This window comes from Pseudomonas sp. NPDC089422 (assembly GCF_044749405.1).
Lineage (GTDB): Bacteria > Pseudomonadota > Gammaproteobacteria > Pseudomonadales > Pseudomonadaceae > Aquipseudomonas.
Window position 1 is genome coordinate 202,858 of the sequence record NZ_JBIVHW010000005.1, and the last position, 22,144, is coordinate 225,001.

At 61.4% G+C, this 22,144-nt stretch carries 20 protein-coding genes; 15 read left to right on the top strand and 5 right to left on the bottom strand.

The window, feature by feature from the left end; all coding sequences use genetic code 11:
• Positions 1 to 175: 175 nt before the first annotated feature.
• The 3 genes from ACIPZ8_RS11590 to ACIPZ8_RS11600 all read left to right on the top strand — a co-directional run bounded on the left by ACIPZ8_RS11590 (position 176) and on the right by ACIPZ8_RS11600 (position 3,593).
• Entirely contained in the window at positions 176 to 1,531 is a 1,356-nt protein-coding gene (locus ACIPZ8_RS11590; protein ID WP_400722870.1) for a nucleobase:cation symporter-2 family protein, read from the top strand.
• Positions 1,532 to 1,675: 144 nt separating this feature from the next.
• A complete protein-coding gene (locus tag ACIPZ8_RS11595) occupies positions 1,676 to 2,461 on the top strand; it encodes an outer membrane protein OmpK (protein ID WP_400722873.1) in 786 nt (261 codons plus the stop codon).
• A gap of 349 nt (positions 2,462 to 2,810) precedes the next feature.
• Positions 2,811 to 3,593 carry an outer membrane protein OmpK gene (locus ACIPZ8_RS11600; protein WP_400722876.1) on the top strand — a complete coding sequence of 261 codons (783 nt, stop codon included), beginning with the start codon at positions 2,811 to 2,813 and terminating at the stop codon, positions 3,591 to 3,593.
• A gap of 66 nt (positions 3,594 to 3,659) precedes the next feature.
• Here the strand turns inward: ACIPZ8_RS11600 and ACIPZ8_RS11605 are convergent, their stop codons facing one another.
• Complete coding sequence (locus ACIPZ8_RS11605) at positions 3,660 to 3,971, bottom strand: hypothetical protein (protein WP_400722879.1); 312 nt, start codon at positions 3,969 to 3,971, stop codon at positions 3,660 to 3,662.
• A gap of 153 nt (positions 3,972 to 4,124) precedes the next feature.
• On the opposite strand from ACIPZ8_RS11605, the gene ACIPZ8_RS11610 reads away from it, so the two are divergent.
• Complete coding sequence (locus ACIPZ8_RS11610) at positions 4,125 to 6,068, top strand: LTA synthase family protein (RefSeq protein ID WP_400722882.1); 1,944 nt, start codon at positions 4,125 to 4,127, stop codon at positions 6,066 to 6,068.
• A 101-nt stretch (positions 6,069 to 6,169) separates the two neighbouring features.
• On the opposite strand, the gene ACIPZ8_RS11615 is transcribed toward ACIPZ8_RS11610, so the two are convergent.
• Positions 6,170 to 7,084 carry a DUF808 domain-containing protein gene (locus tag ACIPZ8_RS11615; RefSeq protein ID WP_400722885.1) on the bottom strand — a complete coding sequence of 305 codons (915 nt, stop codon included), beginning with the start codon at positions 7,082 to 7,084 and terminating at the stop codon, positions 6,170 to 6,172.
• A 258-nt stretch (positions 7,085 to 7,342) separates the two neighbouring features.
• Between ACIPZ8_RS11615 and ACIPZ8_RS11620 the strand changes: the two genes are divergently transcribed.
• The 3 genes from ACIPZ8_RS11620 to ACIPZ8_RS11630 all read left to right on the top strand — a co-directional run bounded on the left by ACIPZ8_RS11620 (position 7,343) and on the right by ACIPZ8_RS11630 (position 10,022).
• Positions 7,343 to 8,428 carry an NAD/NADP octopine/nopaline dehydrogenase family protein gene (locus tag ACIPZ8_RS11620; protein ID WP_400722887.1) on the top strand — a complete coding sequence of 362 codons (1,086 nt, stop codon included), beginning with the start codon at positions 7,343 to 7,345 and terminating at the stop codon, positions 8,426 to 8,428.
• 8 nt (positions 8,429 to 8,436) lie between these two features.
• Entirely contained in the window at positions 8,437 to 9,318 is an 882-nt protein-coding gene (locus ACIPZ8_RS11625) for a DMT family transporter (protein ID WP_400722890.1), read from the top strand.
• A 92-nt stretch (positions 9,319 to 9,410) separates the two neighbouring features.
• Positions 9,411 to 10,022, top strand: a complete 612-nt coding sequence (locus ACIPZ8_RS11630; protein ID WP_110636668.1) for a TetR/AcrR family transcriptional regulator — start codon at positions 9,411 to 9,413, stop codon at positions 10,020 to 10,022.
• 105 nt (positions 10,023 to 10,127) lie between these two features.
• On the opposite strand, the gene ACIPZ8_RS11635 is transcribed toward ACIPZ8_RS11630, so the two are convergent.
• The gene (locus ACIPZ8_RS11635) at positions 10,128 to 10,568 is read right to left on the bottom strand and encodes a heme-binding protein (RefSeq protein ID WP_261943262.1); all 441 of its coding nucleotides are present in this window, start codon (positions 10,566 to 10,568) and stop codon (positions 10,128 to 10,130) included.
• 257 nt (positions 10,569 to 10,825) lie between these two features.
• Here ACIPZ8_RS11635 and gcl point away from each other — a divergent pair, with 257 nt between their 5' ends.
• The 6 genes from gcl (at position 10,826) to ACIPZ8_RS11665 (ending at position 18,276) form a co-directional block, all read left to right on the top strand.
• Positions 10,826 to 12,601, top strand: a complete 1,776-nt coding sequence (gene gcl, locus ACIPZ8_RS11640) for a glyoxylate carboligase (RefSeq protein ID WP_054884142.1) — start codon at positions 10,826 to 10,828, stop codon at positions 12,599 to 12,601.
• Positions 12,602 to 12,655: 54 nt separating this feature from the next.
• A complete protein-coding gene (gene hyi / locus ACIPZ8_RS11645; RefSeq protein ID WP_400722894.1) occupies positions 12,656 to 13,438 on the top strand; it encodes a hydroxypyruvate isomerase in 783 nt (260 codons plus the stop codon).
• 76 nt (positions 13,439 to 13,514) lie between these two features.
• The gene (locus ACIPZ8_RS11650) at positions 13,515 to 14,408 is read left to right on the top strand and encodes a 2-hydroxy-3-oxopropionate reductase (RefSeq protein WP_400722897.1); all 894 of its coding nucleotides are present in this window, start codon (positions 13,515 to 13,517) and stop codon (positions 14,406 to 14,408) included.
• 136 nt (positions 14,409 to 14,544) lie between these two features.
• Entirely contained in the window at positions 14,545 to 15,819 is a 1,275-nt protein-coding gene (locus ACIPZ8_RS11655) for a glycerate kinase (protein WP_400722900.1), read from the top strand.
• Positions 15,816 to 17,231 carry a pyruvate kinase gene (gene pyk / locus ACIPZ8_RS11660; protein ID WP_400722903.1) on the top strand — a complete coding sequence of 472 codons (1,416 nt, stop codon included), beginning with the start codon at positions 15,816 to 15,818 and terminating at the stop codon, positions 17,229 to 17,231. The genes ACIPZ8_RS11655 and pyk overlap by 4 nt, the downstream gene beginning before the upstream one ends.
• A 169-nt stretch (positions 17,232 to 17,400) precedes the next feature.
• On the top strand, positions 17,401 to 18,276 hold the full coding sequence (locus tag ACIPZ8_RS11665) for an urea transporter (protein WP_400722906.1): 876 nt from the start codon (positions 17,401 to 17,403) through the stop codon (positions 18,274 to 18,276).
• Between the two features lie 11 nt (positions 18,277 to 18,287).
• On the opposite strand, the gene ACIPZ8_RS11670 is transcribed toward ACIPZ8_RS11665, so the two are convergent.
• Complete coding sequence (locus ACIPZ8_RS11670) at positions 18,288 to 19,061, bottom strand: RHS repeat-associated core domain-containing protein (protein ID WP_400722908.1); 774 nt, start codon at positions 19,059 to 19,061, stop codon at positions 18,288 to 18,290.
• A 149-nt stretch (positions 19,062 to 19,210) separates the two neighbouring features.
• Between ACIPZ8_RS11670 and ACIPZ8_RS11675 the strand changes: the two genes are divergently transcribed.
• Together ACIPZ8_RS11675 and ACIPZ8_RS11680 are read left to right on the top strand one after the other, a co-directional pair.
• Positions 19,211 to 20,035: an ion transporter gene (locus ACIPZ8_RS11675; protein ID WP_400722911.1), complete on the top strand. Its 825-nt coding sequence runs from the start codon at positions 19,211 to 19,213 to the stop codon at positions 20,033 to 20,035.
• 92 nt (positions 20,036 to 20,127) lie between these two features.
• On the top strand, positions 20,128 to 21,126 hold the full coding sequence (locus ACIPZ8_RS11680; RefSeq protein ID WP_313202104.1) for a sulfate ABC transporter substrate-binding protein: 999 nt from the start codon (positions 20,128 to 20,130) through the stop codon (positions 21,124 to 21,126).
• A gap of 73 nt (positions 21,127 to 21,199) precedes the next feature.
• On the opposite strand, the gene ACIPZ8_RS11685 is transcribed toward ACIPZ8_RS11680, so the two are convergent.
• On the bottom strand, positions 21,200 to 22,126 hold the full coding sequence (locus ACIPZ8_RS11685; RefSeq protein WP_400722914.1) for a class I SAM-dependent methyltransferase: 927 nt from the start codon (positions 22,124 to 22,126) through the stop codon (positions 21,200 to 21,202).
• Positions 22,127 to 22,144 lie beyond the last annotated feature (18 nt).

Here is a 22,144-nt window from a genome sequence, read left to right on the forward strand (position 1 = left end):
GGGCGGCCTTGCGCCGCGAAGAGGCCGGCACCCCCGGCCTCGCCCTTATAGATTCATGCAACAAGCAAGCATCGAGCGTTCGACTGCGTGCGGGAACCCCAGGCTGCCTCCACCGGGCCTGCCGTATGCGACTGGCGCTTGGATCCGAGAATAAAAACAAAACTCGAGGTGCTGCATGTCCGAGTCACGCAAGGCGTACATTCCAGTTGCGCCGCCGCGACAGCCTCTGCCCCTGTTCCAACTGTTCCTGGTTGGCCTGCAACATGTGCTGCTGATGTACGGGGGTGCGATCGCCGTCCCTCTGATCATCGGCCAGGCCGCTGGTTTGTCCCGTGAAGAAGTCGCTTTCCTGATCAACGCCGACCTGCTGGTCGCCGGTGTCGCCACCATCATCCAGTCGTTCGGTATCGGCCCGGTCGGGATCCGCATGCCAGTGATGATGGGGGCCAGCTTCGCTGCCGTCGGCAGCATGGTGGCCATGGCCGGCATGCCGGGCGTAGGCCTGCAGGGGATCTTTGGCGCGACCATCGCTGCCGGGTTCTTCGGCATGCTGATCGCACCGTTCATGTCCAAGGTCGTACGCTTCTTCCCGCCCCTGGTCACCGGCACGGTGATCACCTCGATTGGCCTGTCGCTGTTCCCGGTGGCAGTCAACTGGGCCGGTGGCGGCCAGGACGCCGCGACCTTCGGTTCGCCGATCTACCTGCTGGTGGCTGGCCTGGTGCTGGCCGTCATCCTGTTGATCAACCGCTTCATGCGCGGCTTCTGGGTCAACGTGTCGGTCCTGGTGGGCATGGGCCTGGGCTACATCCTGGCCGGCTCCATCGGCATGGTCGACCTGTCGGGCCTGAGCGACACGCCGTGGCTGCAAGTGGTAACCCCACTGCACTTCGGCATGCCGACCTTCAGCCTGGCGCCGATCCTGTCGATGTGCCTGGTGGTGGTGATCATCTTCGTCGAGTCCACGGGCATGTTCCTCGCCCTGGGCAAGGTGACAGACCGTGAAGTGACACCCGGGATGCTGCGTCGCGGCCTGCTGTGCGATGCCGGTGCGTCGTTCATCGCCGGTTTCTTCAACACCTTCACCCACTCCTCGTTCGCCCAGAACATCGGCCTGGTGCAGATGACTGGCGTGCGTTGCCGCTACGTCACGATCACGGCAGGTGCATTGCTGATCGTGCTCAGCCTGCTGCCCAAGGCGGCCTTCCTGATCGCCTCGATCCCGCCTGCGGTACTGGGCGGCGCGTCCATCGCCATGTTCGGCATGGTCACTGCCACCGGGATCAAGATCCTCCAGGAAGCCGACATTGGCGACCGCCGCAATCAGCTGCTGGTGGCGGTGAGCGTCGGCTTCGGCCTGATCCCTGTGGTCAAGCCGGAGTTCTTCGCGCAGATGCCGCAGTGGATGGAACCCATCACCCACAGCGGGATCGCCATGGCCACGGTCAGTGCCCTGGTGCTCAACGTGCTGTTCAACATCCTCGGTGGTGCCGAGCGCGCCGTGCACAACGACGCCTGCCACCAACATTGAGCCCTGAGCGGGGCGGCGCAGTGTGCCGCCCCTGCTCATTTTCCGCAGTAACCGCTTCACCGTCGGCCCGCCGGAATGGGCCGCTCGGGGCGCCTGCGCGCCGAAAAAACCGCCAACAAAAACAATAAGTCCGGGAATCACAACATGAAGCGCATCGCATCAAGCCTGCTGCTGGGCAGCAGCCTGCTGGCCACCCTCCCCGCCCATGCAGGCGATTGGCTGCTGTGGCACGGCGAAAGCCTGACGTACTTGTACGGCAAGGACTTCAAGATCAACCCCGATATCCAGCAGACCATCACCTTCGAACACGCCAACAAATGGAAGTACGGCGATACGTTCTTCTTCGTCGACAAGATCTTCTACAACGGCAAGGCTGACCCCGGCAAAGGCGAGGACACCTACTACGGTGAGTTCAGCCCGCGCCTGTCGTTCGGCAAGATCTTCGACCAGAAACTCGCCTTCGGCCCGATCAAGGACGTGCTGCTGGCGATGACCTACGAACGTGGCGAAGGCGACAACGAGGCCTACCTGATCGGCCCCGGCTTCGACCTGGACATTCCCGGCTTCAACTATTTCACCCTGAACTTCTATGTGCGCAACACCGAGGGTGACCGCCCCGGTGACAACGTCTGGCAGATCACCCCCGGCTGGTCTTACACCATCCCCGTGGGCAGGTCCGACATTCTGATCGACGGCTACATGGACTGGGTCCCGGACAACGACCAGAACAACCGTGGCACCTACCACGCCAACCTGCACTTCAACCCGCAGGTCAAGTACGACCTGGGCAAGGCCCTGAACATCGGTGCCAAGCAGCTTTATGTCGGCTTCGAGTACAGCTACTGGAAAGACAAGTACGGCATCGACAGCCGCGGCAACCTGGACAGCAATCAGAGTGTCGCCAGCGCGCTGATCAAGGTACATTTCTGAAAACCTGATCAATCGCCCAGGTTTGAATCACGGTGCTCCAGGACGGAGCACTTGAGGCGCGGCGCGCAAGCCAGTAATCTGCGCGCCCCCTCGATCAGGGCAGGATGGATTCTGCCTGCGTTTACTGACCGCTCAGTCAATGAATTCGGGCGGTTGGCCAACGTGTTGCCAGCCTGAAAGACCCTTTTCATCCGTTCAGAACGAAGTCGAGCAGGAAGGTTTTGCCAACCCAGGAAAGTTGGCTCGACCCTTGCCAAACAGCTGTGGCCTATCGAAAAAAGCTGACTCAAAAGACAAAAAAGCGCCATCGAGCGCTGACAACAGATCAATCAAGGGAGCGACACTCGCAATGCGTACCATCAATAGCCTGATTCTTGCGGGCGGCCTGCTGGCCTGCAGCACCACCTTCGCCGGCGACCTGCTGCAGTGGCAGAACAACAGCCTGACCTACCTGTGGGGCAAGAACTTCAAGGTCAACCCCGACACCCAGCAAACCTTCACCTTCGAGCACGCCGACGGGTGGAAGTACGGCGACAACTTCTTCTTCGTCGACAAGATCTTCTACCAGGGCAAGAAGGACGCCAGCAACGGCCCCAACACCTACTACGGCGAGTTCAGCCCGCGCCTGTCGTTCGGCAAGATCTTCGACCAGAAGCTCGAGTTCGGCCCGGTCAAGGATGTGCTGCTGGCAATGACCTATGAGTTCGGCGAGGGTGACACCGAGTCGTACCTGATCGGCCCGGGCTTCGACCTGAATATCCCCGGCTTCGACTACTTCCAGCTGAACTTCTACAACCGTACTACCGACGGCAGCCGCGCAGGCGACAACGTCTGGCAGATCACCCCAGTCTGGTCCTACACCATTCCGGTCGGTGATTCTGACGTGCTGATCGACGGCTTCATGGACTGGGTCGTCGACAACGACGAGAACCGTCACGGTACCTACCACGCCAACCTGCACTTCAACCCACAGATCAAGTACGACCTGGGCAAGGCCCTGCACCTGGGCGAGAAGCAGTTGTATGTGGGTGTCGAGTACGACTACTGGAAGGACAAGTACGGGATCAAGGACAGCGATGGCTTCACCACCGACCAGAACACCATGAGTTTGCTGGTGAAAGTGCACTTCTGATCATCTGAAACGTGAAAGCGCCGCCATCTGGCGGCGATTTCACAATCACGACTTGTAAGTTAAAGCTTACAACTTTTTCAGCCTTATCTTACTTAGAACAAAAGCTGCCTTATAAGTCAAAAATATGGCCGACGGCAGTGCCATGCCAAAACCCAGCAATATCAACTCCACTTCGTGGTGCGGGATGACCCGGAAGATATCCAACACCAGCACTGTTGCATTAATCGCCAAGGCCAGGCCGAACATCGCACAGCACTTGTAAAGGGCCTGACTGTCGGCACTGCGCAGCAGGAAGCCAAAGCCCAGAGCCCCCCACGCCAGCGCCGTGAGCAGGTAGAGCGCCAAGTGGTAGGCGTCGTACGTCAGTACACCGAACATGTGGGCGCTTCCTCTCGAGCAAGTCTGAAATGGCAAGTTACGACTATAAAGCCATTGCCTTCGCCTGCACTGCGAATTTTTGACAATATTTTTGCAATTTTTCGACTAGACTCGTTGCCCTCGCACAACCAAGAAAGAAAACAGGCCAACTTGATGCGTACTCCCCTCGCCGCGCCATGGCGCTATCTGCTGCTACTCTGCTCAACCTGGTTCGGCATCTTCCTGCTGACACGTTTGATATTGCTGGTGACTCATCTGGGTGAGGTCAGCGGCAATTATTTCTCGATCTTCTTCGACGGTGCCCTCTACGACCTGAGCTTCCTCATCTACACGGCCCTGCCATTGGGTGTGTACTTGATGCTGTGCCCGAACAGGTTGTGGCGCTCGCGTGCCAACCACTGGCTGCTCGGCGGTTTGCTTGTGGTCAGCCTGTTCGTGATGCTGTTCGTCGCCGTGGCCGAGTGGCTGTTCTGGGACGAATTCGGCGTACGCTTCAACTTCATCGCTGTCGACTACCTGGTCTATTCCAAGGAAGTACTGGACAACATCCGCGAATCCTACCCACTGCCGACGCTGCTCAGCGGCATTGCGGTGGCCGCAGTCCTGCTCGCACTGGTGCTGCGCAAGCCACTGGCCCGGGCCCTTACCGGCCCCGGCGCCCCCCTGCGCCAGCGCCTGTCCGGGCTGGCCATGCTGGCTGTACTGGTCGGCCTGAACATCGTGGTGATCGACCAGCAGTTCCCGCGCGGCCAGGGTGGCAACGCCTACCAGCGCGAGCTGGCCAGCAACGGCCCGTACCAGTTCTTCGCCGCCTTCCGTAACAACGAACTGGACTACACCCAGTTCTACGCCAGCCTTGGCGCCGGCGAAGTCGGCGCGCAGATGCACCAGGAGCTGGCCGAACCCAACGCTCGCTTCCAGGGCCAGGAACCTCAGGACATTCGCCGCCACATCAGTGCCAACGGTGAGCAGCGCACCCCGAACATCATCCTGGTGACCATCGAGAGTTTCAGCGCCAAGTACATGGGCAGCAACGGCGACGCGCGCAACCTCACGCCAAACCTCGACGCCCTGCGCCGCGAGAGCCTGTATTTCAACAACTTCTACGCCACCGGCACCCGTACCGACCGCGGCCTGGAAGCCATCACCCTGTCGATCCCGCCCACCCCGGGCCGCTCGATCGTCAAGCGCATCGGCCGCGAAAGCGGCTACGCCAGCCTTGGCCAGCAACTGACCGCCAAAGGCTATGACGCCGTCTTCGTCTACGGCGGGCGCGGCTACTTCGATAACATGAACGCGTTCTTCAGCGGCAATGGCTACCGCATCGTCGACCAGAGCAGCGTCGATGAGAGCGAAATCAGCTTCAAGAATGCCTGGGGCATGGCTGACGAGGACCTGTACCGGCAGACGCTGAAGCTGGCCGATGCTGATTACGCCCAGCAGAAGCCGTTCTTCCTGCAACTGATGACCACCTCGAACCACCGCCCCTACACCTACCCGGACGGCCGCATCGACATCCCGTCAGGCGACGGCCGCGAAGGCGCGGTGAAGTACACCGACCATGCCATCGCCCAGTTCCTCAAGGAAGCCAAGGGCAAGCCGTGGTTCGACAACACCCTGTTCATCTTCGTCGCCGACCACACGGCCGGCAGCGCCGGGGTCGAAGACCTGCCGGTGAACAACTACCAGATCCCGTTGTGGATCTACGCACCGAAAATGATCGAGCCCCGCGAAGACAGCAAGCTGGCCAGCCAGATCGACCTGGCACCGACCCTGCTGGGCCTGCTCAACTTCGACTACACCTCGACCTTCTTCGGCCGCGACCTGCTCAAGGAAGACGACCTGCCACCACGCGTGCTGATCGGCAACTACCAGCACCTGGGGCTGTTCGACGGCAACAACCTGGCCATTCTCAGCCCGCGCGGCGGCATGCGAGTGCATGAGGACGCCCTGGGCAAGAGCCATGAAACCACGGTCGCCAGCGACAACCCGCTGGTCCGTCGGGCGATTGCCTACTACCAGAGCGCGGCCTACGGTTTCAGCCAGGGCCTGCTGGCCTGGAAGCCCGAGGAGCAAGGCGTCGCAGCCGGCAAGTGACAGGCCTGCAACGGTCTACTGTGGGAGCCGCGCTTGCCGGCTCCCACAGGATCGCACCGGCTTCTGAAAAATGAGCACGACAGTTGCTCATGCATCGCACTTCAGGCTGCGGGCCGCAGCGCCCGCCACAGTTTCCCCGCCACCGCCACCCCCGCCAGTACCACGGCCCCGGCCAGCACACCGGCCACGCCATTGAGCAGGCCGCTGGTCAGCGCCCCTCCGCGCCCTTCGCTGAACGCCTCAATCGCGTGATGCAGGGGTGCCACCCCATGTACCAGGATCCCGCCTCCGACCAGGAACATCGCGGCGGTGCCGATCACCGACAGGCTCTTCATCATGTAGGGCGCGGCCCGCAGGATGCCGTTGCCGATCGAACGGGCCAGCGCGGAAGACTTCTGGGTCATCCACAGCCCCAGGTCGTCAAGTTTGACGATACCGCCCACCAGCCCATACACACCGATGGTCATGACCACTGCGATGCCCGACAGCACGATGATCTGCTGCGTCAGCGGCGAATCGGCGACGATGCCCAAGGTAATGGCGATGATTTCCGCAGAGAGGATGAAGTCGGTACGCACCGCGCCCTTGATCTTGGCTTTCTCGAACGCCACCAGGTCGACACTGGCATCGGCCACGGCCTCCTTGCGCGCCTCGTGCTGCTGTTCGTCTTCTTCCTTGCTGTGCAGGAACTTGTGCGCCAGCTTCTCGAAGCCCTCGAAGCACAGATAGGCGCCGCCGAGCATCAGCAGCGGCGTCACCGCCCAGGGGATGAACGCGCTGATCAACAGCGCCGCTGGCACCAGGATCGCCTTGTTCACCAACGACCCCTTGGCCACCGCCCACACCACCGGGATCTCGCGCTCGGCGCGCACGCCGGTGACCTGCTGGGCATTGAGCGCCAGGTCGTCACCCAGCACGCCTGCGGTCTTCTTCGCCGCGACCTTGGTCATCACCGAAACATCGTCGAGCACCGTGGCAATGTCATCGATCAGTACCAGCAGACTGCTTGCGGCCATGGAAAGCGCTTCCTTACGGTTCAAAAGCCGCAGCATACCCCGCGCCGTTCAAGGTGCCCAGCCACCAGGTCAGCTGGCCCAGCAGCAACGGCCTCCCAGGCCCATCAGAAGTCCGTGCGGCTACCCGCGAACGAACTACAGATCAAAACGAACAGGACCACACCTCAGGACAATTGCGCCTAATCACTTCCTTGGCCGGCAACTACAGAATCACTCGAACACGCGTTACCCCAACCACAATTCAGGCGGAACCATTCAGTGAACATAAGCATTATCGGTTGCGGCCATGGCGGCCAGGCACTGGCCGCGCACCTCACCTTGCTCGGCCACTCGATCACACTCTATGCAGATGAACAACATCCCGGCGACCTGCATGGCATCGATGCCAACACCATCACACTCACCGGCAGGCTAAAGGCGACAACCACACTTGCAGCCATGACCACCAATATCGAAATGGCCGTGCGAAATGCAGACATCATCTATCTGTCCCTGCCAACCCACGCGCACTTGCCGCAGTTTCGCAAGATGTTGCCATTTCTGGTCGACAACCAGATCGTCGTCTCGCTGGCCGGCAACTTCAGCGCACTGTATCTATACAGGGAACTCACGCAACAGCCGCACGCACCGGCCATCCATCTAGCAGATACCGCTTCACTGCCGTATGCCTGCCGAGCGCATCGCCCCGGCCATGTCGAGATCATCGAAATCAAGCGGTCGATGCAACTGGCGGCAATGCCGGCCCGAAGCACGTCTTTCATCATGGCCAGGCTGTCGGCAAGCTTCCCGTGCAGGTTGAGCGCCAGCACATCAGTCCTGGAACTTGGCCTGAATATCACCAGTGCAATCAGCCACCCCACGGTAATGATCACCAATGCCGGGCGAATTGGCGAAGGCCAGGCAGCGTTCTACTTTTACAAAGAGGGTATCGGCGCCAGTACGGCAAGGCTGATCCAGGCCCTGGACAACGACAGAATCAACATTGGCCAGCGCTACGGTCTGCAACTACCGAGCTATCTGGACAACATGAACAGCTTTTACGGATATGACTTCAGCACCATCCACGACTTCTTCACGCAATCCCCGGCACACAATGCACTGAAGCTCTGCCCTGCCTCGCTGAACAGCCGATACCTCACTCAGGATATCCCCTACGTCATGCTGCCATGGTACAGCCTGGGCCTGCATGCCCACTATGACTCCGCCGTCATGAAATCACTCATCACCCTGTCGTCTCTACTCAACGACACCTGCTATTTCTCCCAGGGCAGGGCCATCGCCAACGACCTTTTCAATGGCATGAGCATGAATGATATCCAGCAGTACATGCAGCATGGGGCCTGACTTCCATCATGAATGATTTCCGCAAGGCAAGCCTGTACATGGTGGTGGCCTATGCCAGCATCGTGATCATGAGCAGCATGGTCAAAGAGGCCTCGAACCATGATGTTCCGCCCACCGAGACACTGTTCTTTCGCTTTCTTGTCGGCCTGCTGTTCACGGTGCCGCTGATCATCAGGGAGCGGACATTCAGCTGGCGCATCCTTGACTTCAGGTCCAGCATGGTGCGCAACGGAGCCGGCCTGTTGAGCATGCTTTTCATGTTTTACAGCCTCAAATACCTGCCGCTCTCGACCGCCATAATCCTGTCAAATACGTCAGCATTCTTTGCGCCGCTGTTCATCCTGATTTTCTACAAGAAGAAGACCTCACTGGCCACGTTGGCTTGTACCGTCGGAGGGTTCGCCGGCGTCTGCATCCTGCTGTATCAACCTGGCCTGAGCGAAAGCCGCGTGCCCTACCTGCTGACCGCGCTGCTGGGGGCGGTATTCGCCGCACTCGCCTACATGGGCGTCAAATCCCTGAGTCGTCAGCACTCGGCGCTGAACATCATCTTCTATTTCTTCCTGAGCGGGACGGTGATTCTGCCGTTTACCTACACCTCGGACTGGGTTGTGCCTTCAGCGCACGAAGCACTGCTTCTTGGCCTCGTCGGTGTGTTCGGACTGGGCTTCCAACTGTTCGCCACCAAAGCCTTCGCCTTGGCAGATGTCAGTGAAATCACCCCATTTATTTTCATCAATGTCATCCTGTCGGCGATAGCGGACTGGATACTCTGGAGTACGCTCCCCGATACCAGGTTCTGGATCGGGACTGCCGTCATCCTGATCAGCCTGCACACACTGAGCGTATGCAACAGGCAACAGGCAAGCACTGCGCGTAAATCTGCCTGACTGGCATTACCTCAAGCGGTTCCTCGCATGGGTGCTCTGTCCAGCGGTTCTTGATAACATCCCCGCTCGCAGCGTCAAAGGACCGTCCCACCATGAGCACCATTCGCGAGCGCAACAAGGAGCTGATCCTGCGCGCAGCCAGTGAAGAATTCGCCGACAAGGGCTTCGCTGCCACCAAGACCAGCGACATCGCTGCCAAGGCCGGCCTGCCCAAGCCGAACGTGTATTACTACTTCAAGTCCAAGGACAACCTCTACCGCGAGGTCCTGGAGAGCATCATCGCGCCGATCATGCAGGCATCGACGCCGTTCAATGCCGACGGTGACCCGAAAGAGGTGCTGAGTGCGTACATCCGCTCGAAGATCCGCATTTCGCGTGACCTGCCCCATGCCTCGAAGGTGTTCGCCAGCGAAATCATGCATGGCGCACCGCACCTGTCGCCGAACCAGGTGGAGCAGTTGAACGAGCAGGCCCGGCATAACATCGAGTGCATCCAGCGCTGGATCGACCGCGGGCAGATCGCCCATGTCGATGCCCACCACCTGATGTTCAGCATCTGGGCCGCGACCCAGACCTATGCCGATTTCGACTGGCAGATTTCGGCAGTGACCGGCAAGGCAAAGCTGGCCGACAGCGATTACGACGCCGCAGCCGACACCATCATCCGCATGGTGCTCAAGGGCTGTGAGCCAGAGGCAGCCTGAAGCTCGGCGCTGGCTTCTTCGCGGATAAATCCGCTCCTACAAGGATCACCACAGGCCTGTAGGAGCGGATTTATCCGCGATGGCGCCGGATCAGGCAGTAGAGAATTAAGCCGCTACACCCGCATCAGCCTTCAACCCCACCTCTTCGATCGCACTGATCGCGCACTGCTCGTCGATATCCGACGTATCGCCGCTGATCCCCACCGCTCCCAGCACCTTGCCGTCCTGATCACGAATCAGCACTCCACCCGGCGCCGGCACCACCGGCCGCTCGCCCAAGCCGTTCAACGCGGCGAAAAACGCCGGCCGCTGCTGCGCATCCAGCGCCAGCAGGCGCGAGCCCTTGCCCAGGGCAATCGCCCCCCAGGCCTTGCCGGTGGCCACTTGCGGACGAATCAGGCTGGCGCCGTCCTCGCGCTGCAAGGCCAGCAGGTGCCCACCGGCATCGAGCACGGCCACGGTCAGCGGCGCTGCATTGATCTTGCGACCCGCCGCCAGCGCGGCGTTCACCAGGCTGACAGCGACTTTCAGGTTCAAAGCGTTCATGGAAAGGTCCTCTTCTTGTTGTGAGAAGCCCTGAGGGCAGGTGAAAAACCGATGAGCCAATAGAACACAACTGAATCTATTTTTGTATACAATAAATTGAAATGATCGTATGCGAGATCGCAAACCGCCGTTTTCACGGGCGCTCGAACGAAAGCGACCTCGTCCGACGAAAACCCGTTGACCTGAGCGGCCAGCCGTGAATACACTCTGGCACAAAGCAAGTTGTATACAATTACAAAATCGATGAGGCACAAACCATGAGCAAAATGAGAGCAATCGATGCAGCCGTTCTGGTCATGCGCCGTGAAGGTGTAGATACCGCGTTCGGCATCCCGGGGGCTGCCATCAACCCGTTGTACTCGGCCCTGAAGAAAGTCGGTGGCATCGATCACGTCCTCGCTCGTCACGTCGAAGGCGCCTCGCACATGGCCGAGGGCTACACCCGTGCCAACCCAGGCAACATCGGCGTGTGCATCGGTACCTCGGGCCCTGCCGGCACCGACATGGTCACCGGCCTGTACAGCGCCTCGGCCGACTCCATCCCGATCCTCTGCATCACCGGCCAGGCACCCCGTGCCCGCCTGCACAAGGAAGACTTCCAGGCTGTCGACATCACCAACATCGTCAAGCCGGTCACCAAGTGGGCCACCACCGTTCTGGAGCCAGGCCAGGTGCCTTACGCCTTCCAGAAGGCCTTCTATGAAATGCGCACAGGCCGCCCAGGCCCTGTGCTGATCGACCTGCCGTTCGACGTGCAGATGGCCGAAATCGAATTCGACATCGACGCCTACGAGCCACTGGCAATCAACAAGCCGTCCGCCACCCGGGTACAGGCCGAGAAAGCCCTGGCCCTGCTCAATGACGCCGAGCGCCCACTGCTGGTAGCCGGTGGCGGCATCATCAACGCCGACGCCAGCGACAAGCTGGTCGAGTTCGCCGAACTGACCGGCGTACCGGTGATCCCGACCCTGATGGGCTGGGGCACCATCCCGGACGACCACGCACAGATGGTCGGCATGGTCGGCCTGCAGACCTCGCACCGCTACGGCAATGCCACCCTGCTGAAATCCGACCTGGTGTTCGGTATCGGCAACCGCTGGGCCAACCGCCACACCGGTTCCGTCGATGTCTACACCGAAGGCCGCAAGTTCGTGCACGTGGACATCGAACCGACCCAGATCGGCCGCGTGTTCACCCCGGACCTGGGTATCGTTTCCGACGCCGGCAAGGCACTGGACGTGTTCCTCGAAGTGGCCCGCGAGTGGAAGGCCGCTGGCAAGCTGAAGTGCCGCAAGGCCTGGCTGGAAGACTGCCAGCAGCGCAAGGCGAGCCTGCAGCGCAAGACCCACTTCGACAACGTGCCGGTCAAGCCGCAGCGCGTGTACGAAGAGATGAACCAGGTCTTCGGCAAGGACACCTGCTACGTCAGCACCATCGGCCTGTCGCAGATCGCTGGCGCGCAGTTCCTGCACGTGTACAAGCCACGCCACTGGATCAACTGCGGCCAGGCCGGCCCGCTGGGCTGGACCATCCCTGCCGCGCTGGGCGTTGTCAAAGCCGATCCGAAGCGCAAGGTGGTCGCGCTGTCGGGTGACTACGACTTCCAGTTCATGATCGAAGAACTGGCCGTCGGCGCGCAGTTCAACCTGCCGTATGTCCACGTGCTGGTGAACAACGCCTACCTGGGCCTGATCCGTCAGGCACAGCGTGGCTTCGACATGGATTACTGTGTACAACTGGCGTTCGAGAACATCAACTCGACCGACGCTGCCACCTACGGTGTCGACCACGTCGCCGTGGTCGAGGGCCTGGGCTGCAAGGCCATCCGCGTGTTCGAACCGGCAGAAATCGCCCCTGCCCTGCTCAAGGCACAGAAGATGGCCGAGGAGTTCCGCGTACCGGTCGTGGTCGAGGTGATCCTCGAGCGTGTGACCAACATTTCCATGGGCACCGAGATCAACGCGGTCAACGAGTTCGAAGACCTGGCCCTGGTCGGCAACGACGCGCCAACCGCCATCTCGCTGCTGGACTGATCGCCTGACGCCCCCAGGCTTGCCCTGGGGGCCTTCATCGCAAGGAGACAACCCATGCCTCGCTTCGCTGCCAACCTGTCCATGCTGTTCACCGAACAGGACTTCCTGGCCCGCTTCAAGGCTGCCGCTGACGCTGGCTTCAGCGGCGTCGAATACCTCTTCCCTTACGACTTCAGCGCTGCCGAAATCAAGCAGCAGCTTGACGCCCACGGCCTGACCCAGGTGCTGTTCAACCTGCCGGCGGGCGATTGGGCCAAGGGTGAGCGCGGTATCACCTGCCACCCTGACCGCGTCGAAGAGTTCCGCGCTGGCGTCGACAAGGCCATCGAGTACGCCAAGGTGCTGGGCAACACCCAGGTCAACGCCCTGGCCGGCATCCGTCCACAAGGCCTGCAGTGCGCCGACGTGCGCAAGACCTTCGTGGAAAACCTGCGCTACGCCGCCGACAAGCTCAAGGCCGCCGGGATCCGCCTGGTCATGGAAATGATCAACACCCGCGACATCCCTGGCTTCTACCTGAACACCACCAAACAGGCGCTGGAAATCCAGGCCGAAGTCGGCAGCGACAACCTGTTCCTGCAGTACGACATCTACCACATGCAGATCATGGAAGGTGACCTGGCTCGCACCATGGAAGCCAACCTGAAACTGATCAACCACATCCAGCTGGCCGACAACCCGGGCCGCAACGAACCAGGCACTGGCGAGATCAACTACCGCTTCCTGTTCGAACACCTGGACCGCATCGGCTACCAGGGCTGGGTGGGCGCGGAATACAAGCCGCTGACCACCACCGAAGCGGGCCTGGGCTGGCTGAAGACGCATAACGCAATCTAAGGAACAACTCGGAGCCTGCTCCCACAGGGGGCCAAGGCTTGCTTGAGATATCACAATTACAAAGAGGTAGTTTCTCATGGCTAAAATCGGTTTCCTCGGCACCGGCATCATGGGCAAGCCCATGGCGCAGAACCTGCAGAAAGCAGGCCACAGCATCTTCGTTTCCACCCACCACGACGCTGCCCCGGCCGACCTGATCGCCGCTGGCGCAGTGGCCCTGGCCAACCCGAAAGAAGTGGCCCAGGAAGCTGAATTCATCATCGTCATGGTGCCGGACACCCCTCAGGTCGAAAGCGTCCTGTTCGGTGAAAACGGCGTCGCCGAAGGCGTGGGCCCGAACAAGGTAGTGATCGACATGAGCTCGATCTCCCCTACCGCCACCAAAGCCTTCGCCGAGAAGATCAAGGCCACTGGCGCCGCCTACCTGGACGCCCCGGTGTCCGGCGGTGAAGTCGGTGCCAAGGCCGCGACCCTGAGCATCATGGTCGGTGGCTGCCCGAAAGCCTTCGAGCGCGCCCAGCCGCTGTTCGAAGCCATGGGCAAGAACATCACCCGCGTCGGTGGCAACGGCGATGGCCAGACCGCCAAGGTGGCCAACCAGATCATCGTTGCCCTGAACATCCAGGCCGTGGCCGAAGCGCTGCTGTTCGCCGCCAAGAACGGCGCGGACCCAGCCAAGGTGCGTGAAGCGCTGATGGGCGGCTTCGCTTCTTCGAAGATCCTCGAAGTGCACGCCGAGCGCATGATCAAAGGCACCTTCGACCCAGGCTTCCGCATCAACCTGCACCAGAAGGACCTCAACCTGGCCCTGCAAGGCGCCAAGGAACTGGGCATCAACCTGCCCAACACCTCCAATGCCCAGCAAGTGTTCAACACCTGCCAGGCCCTGGGTGGCGGCAACTGGGACCACTCGGCGCTGATCAAAGGCCTGGAGCACATGGCCAACTTCTCGATCCGCGACGAGAAATAAGACGTCTGCACCCTTGAGCCTGCGACCACAGGCTCGAGCGTGACCCCGAGCAACACCCGCCCCTGGTTCGGCCTGCACGGAGGCAGTTCCAGGGGCGTTTTTGATTCTGCAGAACAACAATAAATGGGAGCCTGCCATGTCGGTCGATCCGCAAAAACTTCTCCGCGACCTGTTCGACACAGCCATCGCCGCCGCCCACCCGCGTCAAGTGCTCGAACCCTACCTGCCCGCCGACCGTAGCGGCCGGGTCATCGTCATCGGCGCCGGCAAGGCCGCCGCCGCCATGGCCGAAGTGGTCGAAAAGAGCTGGCAGGGCGAAGTCTCCGGGCTGGTCGTGACCCGCTACGGTCACGGCGCCAACTGCCAGAAGATCGAGGTGGTCGAAGCCGCTCACCCGGTCCCCGACGCCGCCGGCCTGGCCGTGGCCAAACGCGTGCTGGAACTGGTCAGCAACCTCAACGAAGAAGACCGCGTCATCTTCCTGCTGTCTGGCGGTGGGTCCGCCCTGCTGGCACTGCCAGCCGAAGGCCTGACCCTGGCGGACAAGCAACAGATCAACAAGGCGCTGCTCAAATCCGGCGCCACCATCGGCGAGATGAACTGCGTGCGCAAGCACCTCTCGGCGATCAAGGGCGGCCGGCTGGCCAAGGCCTGCTGGCCGGCCACCGTCTACACCTATGCAATTTCCGACGTGCCTGGCGACCTGGCCACCGTCATCGCCTCCGGCCCGACCGTGGCCGACCCGAGCACTTCGGCCGATGCCCTGGCGATCCTCAAGCGCTACAACATCGAAGCGCCGAAAGCCGTTATCGACTGGCTCAACAACCCCGCTTCGGAAACCGTCAAGGCTGATGATCCAGCCCTGGCCCGCAGCCACTTCCAGTTGATCGCCAAACCCCAGCAGTCGCTCGAAGCCGCCGCGGTAAAAGCCCGCCAGGCCGGCTTCAGCCCGTTGATCCTCGGCGACCTGGAAGGCGAATCGCGGGAAGTGGCCAAGGTGCACGCGGGCATCGCCCGGCAGATCGTGCTGCACGGCCAGCCGCTGAAGGCGCCCTGCGTGATCCTTTCCGGCGGTGAAACCACCGTCACCGTGCGCGGCAACGGCCGTGGCGGGCGCAACGCCGAGTTCCTGCTCAGCCTCACTGAAAGCCTCAAGGGCCTGCCGGGCGTGTATGCCCTGGCCGGTGACACCGACGGCATCGACGGTTCGGAAGAAAACGCCGGCGCCTTCATGACCCCGGGCAGCTATGCCCGCGCCGAAGCCCTGGGCCTGTCGGCCAGCGACGAGCTGGACAACAACAACGGCTATGGCTACTTCGCCGCGCTCGATGCACTGATCGTCACCGAGCCGACCCGTACCAACGTCAACGACTTCCGCGCCATCCTGATCCTCGAGACTGCCCAATCATGACGCCTGATAAAAAAGTAAAGATCCTCGCCACCCTCGGCCCTGCGATCAAAGGCATCGACGACATCCGCCAACTGGTCGAAGCCGGGGTGAACATCTTCCGCCTCAACTTCAGCCACGGCGAGCACGCCGACCACGCCCTGCGCTACCAGTGGATCCGCGAAGTCGAGCAGCAGCTGAACTACCCGCTGGGCATCCTCATGGACCTGCAAGGGCCGAAGCTGCGCGTCGGCCGCTTCGCCGAAGGCAAGGTCCAGCTGCAGCGCGGCCAGGCCCTGCGCCTGGACCTGGACAAGACCCCGGGCGACAGCCGCCGGGTCAACCTGCCACACCCGGAGATCATCGCGGCACTGGAGCCGGGCATGGACCTGCTGCTCGACGACGGCAAGCTGCGCCTGCGCGTAACCGCCAAGCACGATGACGCCATCGACACCGAAGTGCTGAACGGTGGCGAGCTGTCCGACCGCAAGGGTGTCAACGTGCCGCAAGCGGTGCTCGACCTCTCCCCGCTCACCGAGAAAGACCGCCGCGACCTGGCCTTCGGCCTGGAACTGGGCGTGGACTGGGTAGCCCTGTCGTTCGTGCAGCGCCCGGAAGACATCGTCGAAGCGCGCCAGCTGGTCGGTGACCGCGCTTACCTGATGGCCAAGATCGAGAAGCCGTCGGCAGTCGAACAACTACAAGCCATCGCTGAACTGGCGGATGCGATCATGGTTGCCCGTGGCGACCTGGGCGTCGAAGTGCCGGCCGAAAGCGTGCCGCAGATCCAGAAGCGCATCATCGGCACCTGCCGCCAGCTGGGCAAACCGGTCGTTGTGGCCACGCAGATGCTCGAATCGATGCGCTTCTCGCCGGCACCGACCCGCGCCGAAGTCACCGACGTGGCCAACGCCGTGGCCGAAGGCGCCGACGCGGTGATGCTGTCGGCCGAGACCGCCTCGGGCGACTACCCGCTGGAAGCCGTGCAGATGATGAGCAAGATCATTCGCCAGGTAGAGAACGGCCCGGACTACCAGGCCCAGCTCGACGTCGGCCGGCCCAAAGCCGAGGCCACCGTGTCGGATGCCATCAGCTGCGCGATCCGCCGTATCAGCGGCATCCTGCCGGTGGCGGTACTGGTCAACTACAGCGAGTCGGGCGCTTCGACCCTGCGTGCCGCCCGCGAGCGGCCACGGGCACCGATCCTCAACCTGACGCCGAACCTGGCCACCGCCCGCCGCCTGAGCGTGGCCTGGGGTGTGCACTCAGTGGTCAACGACCGCCTGCGCCAGGTCGACGAGGTGGTGTCCACCGCCCTGGAGATCGCCCAGGCACAAGGCATGGCCAGCCGTGGCGACACGCTGCTGATCACCGCCGGTGTGCCTTTCGGCAAGCCGGGTTCGACTAATACCTTGCGGATCGAGACCCTGGTCTGAGATCGCCGGGGGCGCTTTGCGCCCCTTTCCTCCTACAGGAGACCGCGATCCCTTGTAGGAGCGGCCTTGTGTCGCGAAAGGAGGGCAAAGCCCTCCCTATACACCGAACCTGCGGAAAACCGAGGCCCAAAGAGGCCCACCGCTCCCCCTCAACCTTGCTGACTGCCCCATGTACACCAAGAATTTCGTCAACCCGTGCCCCGACTGGGCCACGGCGCTGCTCAACGGCTTCAGCCAGGTACTGCTGCTGCGCAACCCCCTGTGCGGCCTGTGCTGCCTGCTGGCCATCCTGCTGACCGCCCCCGATCTGGTCGGCGGCGCCCTGCTCGGTGCGCTGTCTGGCCTGCTCACTGCCCAGCGCCGCGGCTACGACCGCGCCGACCGCCAGGCCGGGCTGTACTGCTACAACGGCGTGCTGATCGGCATCCTGATCAGCGCCGTGCTGCCCTGGTCGGTCATCCTGCCGCCGCTGATCATCGCCGCCGGCGGCCTGTCGAGCATCATCACCCACCAATGGCGCAAGCGCGGCGGCAAGCTGCTGGTCGCCTACACCGCACCCTTCGTGCTGCTCGGCTGGGTTGCCCTGCTGTTTGCCAGCCCCGCGCCCAGCGGCTTTGTCGAGGCGGAACCTGCGTATGCCCTAGCGCGTGGCGTGGGTCAGATATTCCTGCTCGACCAGCCGTTGGCCGGGTTGCTGATTATCATCGGGATGCTCATTGCCAACCCCTATGCGGCGATGTGGGCCGTGCTCGGTTCAGCCATTGGCGGCGGTGTGGCACTGCTCGCCGACCAGGCGCAAGCTGCTTGGCTGGGCTTGTTCGGCTTCAATGCCGCGCTGGCAGCGCTGGCGTTCAGCAGGCAAGGTGAAAAACCTTGGGTGACATTGCTGGCTATCACCCTGGCGCTACTGTTGCAATCGCTGTTCAAGCAGCTGCCAGTGCCCGGCCTGACAGCACCTTTCGTCGCCGCCTGCTGGCTGATTCATGTGGCTAGTCATTTAGGCCGCAGGAAACAGAAAATCAGCCCCCATCAATTCCGGAGCTGACTGTTCGATGCTTACACCGGCTGCTGCCGTAAGTGAGTTCGAGCGCGTGCTACACGATCAGTTCTTGGTGGAAGCGGAGGTGGAGGTGGAGGACTAGAATCCGGAGCTGGCGAAAACATGTCAGCCCCCATGACCTCACCGCCTGAAAGAAGATTGCGGTGTACCAGGGGGTGACTCGTTTTGAAAAGATCCATCTCACTTGTGATGCTGATGCTCTTCAATTGCTGTTCAATCACCAGCTTCAATTTCACATTCTCTGGATCGGGTTGTGCAATGGCAGAGAACCGTCCCTTATTGTTCCTAAATACCATAAAAATTCTGTCATCCGAATTGATGAATCTTTGCGTCTGAACGTGCGTTTCACTGTCAGGGATTGCCATGCCCTTCAGCGCTTGCTTGGCGTATTTTTTGTCTAGACTGTGCTTAGCAATCAATGCTGACAGCCCAGTACCTTTGCGCCCTGAAGGGTCAATTTTGTTTATCGGGTCGCCCGAGCAATAAGCATAACAATTGAACCCGCCGTCTCCGAACGGGCTGAGGGCATCTGGACTATGGAAACGAAATAGTCGAGGTTGGTAGAGTCGATGCCCGTTGCCTAAAAGATATCCCTGGCTCATCGGTTCAAGGCACTGGCCATTGAACCTCAGCAGGGTCTGCGCCTGATTTGCCGTCTGGTAACCATAAGGCCCATAGCAGAAATGACCGCGTTGGCCTTGCACACCAAAGGCTCTAGCCATTAATTCATTCTGCAGGCGACTTTTACGAGCTCCATTAAGGTTAAGCATTGCAGCTGTCCTACACCCGTCAAATAGAGTATTACATTGACAAGTCCACGAGCAGGTTAAAACTGGTAGTTTTATCAGGGCGGTTACTCACTCACGCTGTAGTTTTCAAGACAAAACCGCCCGCCTTCATGCTTTGGGAATCAAATTCAATGCCTTTTCCACCCTCCCTGCGCGAAAGCCTCTACATCATCGTCTTCCAGACCGACACCGTAGCCGGCCGGCGCTTCGACAAGATCCTCCTGCTGATCATCCTGGCCAGCCTGGTCACGGTGATCCTCGACAGCATCGACGAGGTCCACCAGGGCTACGCCGGCCTGCTGGCCACCATCGAATGGGGCTTCACCGCGATCTTCCTGGCCGAATTCCTCACCCGCCTGTACTGCTCGCCCAAGCCCTTGCGCTATGCCTTCAGCTTCTACGGTCTGGTCGACCTGCTGGCGATCGTGCCGGGGATCATCGCCCTGTACTACAGCGACGCCCAGTACCTGCTGATCATCCGAGTGATCCGGATGCTGCGGATCTTCCGCGTGCTCAAGCTCAGCCCCTACCTGAAGCAGGCGCACTACCTGATGGAGGCGCTGCGCGGCAGCAAGCAAAAGATCATCGTATTTCTGGTCACGGTTTCGACCTTGGTCACAGTGTTCGGCACGCTGATGTATGTGATCGAGGGGCCGGAGCATGGCTTTACCAGCATCCCCAAGGGCATCTACTGGGCCATCGTTACCCTGACGACTGTGGGCTTTGGCGATATCGTGCCAAAGACTCCACTGGGGCAGGTGCTGTCGTCACTGGTGATGATCACCGGTTACTCGATCATCGCAGTTCCAACCGGCATCTTCACCGCCGAACTGGCCAATGCCATGCGCGGCGAACAGCTGCAACATGACTGCCCGACCTGCCACAAGAAGACCCATGAACATGGCGCGGCGTTCTGCTCGCGCTGCGGCAATGCGCTGTTTCCGAAAACCGAATAAGGAAAGCGCCATTCGGTCTTTAAACGCCACAGAACCAACCGTTATAGTCGCCGGCACATTGCCAAACATTTGAACCAGAACAAGGACGCAACGTGAAAAAACTCTTCACCGCCTCGCTGCTCGCCGCCGGCCTGGCCTTGGGCAACCTGGCCCAGGCTGCCCCGACCCTGCTGAACGTTTCCTATGACGTGATGCGCGATTTCTACAAGGACTACAACCCGGCCTTCCAGAAGCACTGGGAGGCCGAGCACAACGAGAAGGTCAATGTGCAGATGTCCTTCGGCGGCTCGAGCAAGCAGGCGCGTGCGGTGATCGATGGCCTGCCGGCCGATGTCATCACCATGAACATGGCCACCGACATCAACGCCCTGGCCGACAACGGCAAGCTGGTGCCGGACAACTGGGTGACCCGCCTGCCGAACAACAGCGCGCCGTTCACCTCGGCCACTGTGTTCATCGTGCGCAAGGGCAACCCCAAGGCGCTGAAAGACTGGCCGGACCTGCTCAAGGATGGCGTGCAGGTGATCGTGCCCAACCCCAAGACTTCGGGTAACGGCCGCTATACCTATCTGTCGGCCTGGGGCTATGTGCTCAAACAGGGCGGCGATGAAACCAAGGCCCGCGAATTCGTCGGCAAGCTGTTCAAGCAGGCGCCAGTGCTCGACACCGGTGGCCGTGCCGCCACCACCACCTTCATGACCAACCAGATCGGCGACGTGCTGGTGACCTTCGAGAACGAAGCCGAGATGATCGCCCGCGAGTTTGGCCGCGATCAGTTCGAAGTGGTCTACCCAAGTGTGTCAGCCGAGGCCGAGCCGCCGGTGAGCGTGGTCGACAAGGTGGTGGCCAAGAAAGGCACCCAGGCCGTGGCCGAGGAATACCTGAAGTACCTGTGGTCGCCAGCAGCCCAGGAAATTGCCGCGCAGAACTACCTGCGCCCGCGTGATGCGACGGTACTGGCCAAGTACACCGACCGCTTCCCGAAAGTCGACTTCCTGTCGGTGGAGAAGACCTTTGGGGACTGGCGTACCGTGCAGAAAACCCACTTCAACGACGGTGGCGTGTTTGACCAGATCTACACCAATCAGTAATTGATGTAGCCAGGACCGGCCTCTCGCGGATAAATCCGCTCCTACAACCGCGAAGAGGCCGGCACAGGCAACATCAAACCTGGCGGAATACCAGGGCCTTCAGCCCGCCCGCCGGGTCCACATCCGGAAACTCCGGCGGATTCTCCAGCCGCTCGACGAAGGCCAGCGAAGGCGCCTGCTCGGCCATCCCCTCGATCAGAAACTCCGGCCCGATCCCCGGGTCGTTGACACAGGCCAGCACCGTCCCACCTTCACTCAGCAACTCCGGCAGTCGCCGCAGGATCTTGGCGTAATCCTGGGTCAGCACGAAGCTGCCACGCTGGAAGGTCGGTGGGTCGATGATGATCAGGTCGTAAGGCCCGTACTTGCGCACCTTGCCCCACGACTTGAACAGCTCATGCCCCAGGTAGGCGACCCGTGACGCATCGTGCCCGTTCAGGCGATGGTTATCGCGCCCCCGGGACAGCGCCGACTTGGCCATGTCCAGATTCACCACCTGCTCGGCGCCACCCGCAATCGCCGCCACCGAGAAACCGCAGGTGTAGGCGAACAGGTTGAGCACGCGCTTGCCCGCCGCCTGCTCACGCACCCAGCGCCGGCCGTAGCGCATGTCGAGGAACAGGCCATTGTTCTGCCGCACGCCCAGGTCGAGCAGATAGGTCAGGCCGTCCTCGACCACCTCGCGCTGCTGGCAGGGCTCGCCCAGCAGCCACTGGCCCGGGCTGTCGGGCAGGTAACGGTGCTGAATGAGAATCGCCTGACCGGTCCATTGTGGGCGTTCGGCCAAGGTGCGCAGCATGGCTTCCAGCTCGCCCAACTGGCCCTCTGGCGGTTCGCGGAACAGCGCCACCGACAGCACCCCTTGCAGCCAGTCCACCGTGACCTGCTCCAGGCCCTCCCAGCAACGGCCGCGGCCATGGAACAGGCGGCGGGTTTCGGTGGGGGCAGGATCAAGGGCAGCGAGCAGGTGCTGTTCGAGGGTGTGGATCGGCGAAGTCATGGCGGGTCGCAAGCAAGT

What these genes read in the sequence shown, in the direction of transcription:
- ACIPZ8_RS11600 (WP_400722876.1), top strand. Translation starts at nt 2,811, where the DNA reads ATGCGTACCATCAATAGCCTGATTCTTGCGGGCGGCCTGCTGGCCTGC.
- ACIPZ8_RS11675 (WP_400722911.1), top strand. Translation starts at nt 19,211, where the DNA reads ATGCCTTTTCCACCCTCCCTGCGCGAAAGCCTCTACATCATCGTCTTC.
- ACIPZ8_RS11685 (WP_400722914.1), bottom strand. Translation starts at nt 22,126, where the DNA reads ATGACTTCGCCGATCCACACCCTCGAACAGCACCTGCTCGCTGCCCTT.
- hyi (WP_400722894.1), top strand. Translation starts at nt 12,656, where the DNA reads ATGCCTCGCTTCGCTGCCAACCTGTCCATGCTGTTCACCGAACAGGAC.
- ACIPZ8_RS11610 (WP_400722882.1), top strand. Translation starts at nt 4,125, where the DNA reads ATGCGTACTCCCCTCGCCGCGCCATGGCGCTATCTGCTGCTACTCTGC.
- ACIPZ8_RS11650 (WP_400722897.1), top strand. Translation starts at nt 13,515, where the DNA reads ATGGCTAAAATCGGTTTCCTCGGCACCGGCATCATGGGCAAGCCCATG.
- ACIPZ8_RS11665 (WP_400722906.1), top strand. Translation starts at nt 17,401, where the DNA reads ATGTACACCAAGAATTTCGTCAACCCGTGCCCCGACTGGGCCACGGCG.
- ACIPZ8_RS11655 (WP_400722900.1), top strand. Translation starts at nt 14,545, where the DNA reads ATGTCGGTCGATCCGCAAAAACTTCTCCGCGACCTGTTCGACACAGCC.
- ACIPZ8_RS11595 (WP_400722873.1), top strand. Translation starts at nt 1,676, where the DNA reads ATGAAGCGCATCGCATCAAGCCTGCTGCTGGGCAGCAGCCTGCTGGCC.
- ACIPZ8_RS11625 (WP_400722890.1), top strand. Translation starts at nt 8,437, where the DNA reads ATGAATGATTTCCGCAAGGCAAGCCTGTACATGGTGGTGGCCTATGCC.
- ACIPZ8_RS11615 (WP_400722885.1), bottom strand. Translation starts at nt 7,084, where the DNA reads ATGGCCGCAAGCAGTCTGCTGGTACTGATCGATGACATTGCCACGGTG.
- pyk (WP_400722903.1), top strand. Translation starts at nt 15,816, where the DNA reads ATGACGCCTGATAAAAAAGTAAAGATCCTCGCCACCCTCGGCCCTGCG.
- ACIPZ8_RS11635 (WP_261943262.1), bottom strand. Translation starts at nt 10,568, where the DNA reads ATGAACGCTTTGAACCTGAAAGTCGCTGTCAGCCTGGTGAACGCCGCG.
- ACIPZ8_RS11670 (WP_400722908.1), bottom strand. Translation starts at nt 19,061, where the DNA reads ATGCTTAACCTTAATGGAGCTCGTAAAAGTCGCCTGCAGAATGAATTA.
- ACIPZ8_RS11630 (WP_110636668.1), top strand. Translation starts at nt 9,411, where the DNA reads ATGAGCACCATTCGCGAGCGCAACAAGGAGCTGATCCTGCGCGCAGCC.
- ACIPZ8_RS11590 (WP_400722870.1), top strand. Translation starts at nt 176, where the DNA reads ATGTCCGAGTCACGCAAGGCGTACATTCCAGTTGCGCCGCCGCGACAG.
- gcl (WP_054884142.1), top strand. Translation starts at nt 10,826, where the DNA reads ATGAGCAAAATGAGAGCAATCGATGCAGCCGTTCTGGTCATGCGCCGT.
- ACIPZ8_RS11605 (WP_400722879.1), bottom strand. Translation starts at nt 3,971, where the DNA reads ATGTTCGGTGTACTGACGTACGACGCCTACCACTTGGCGCTCTACCTG.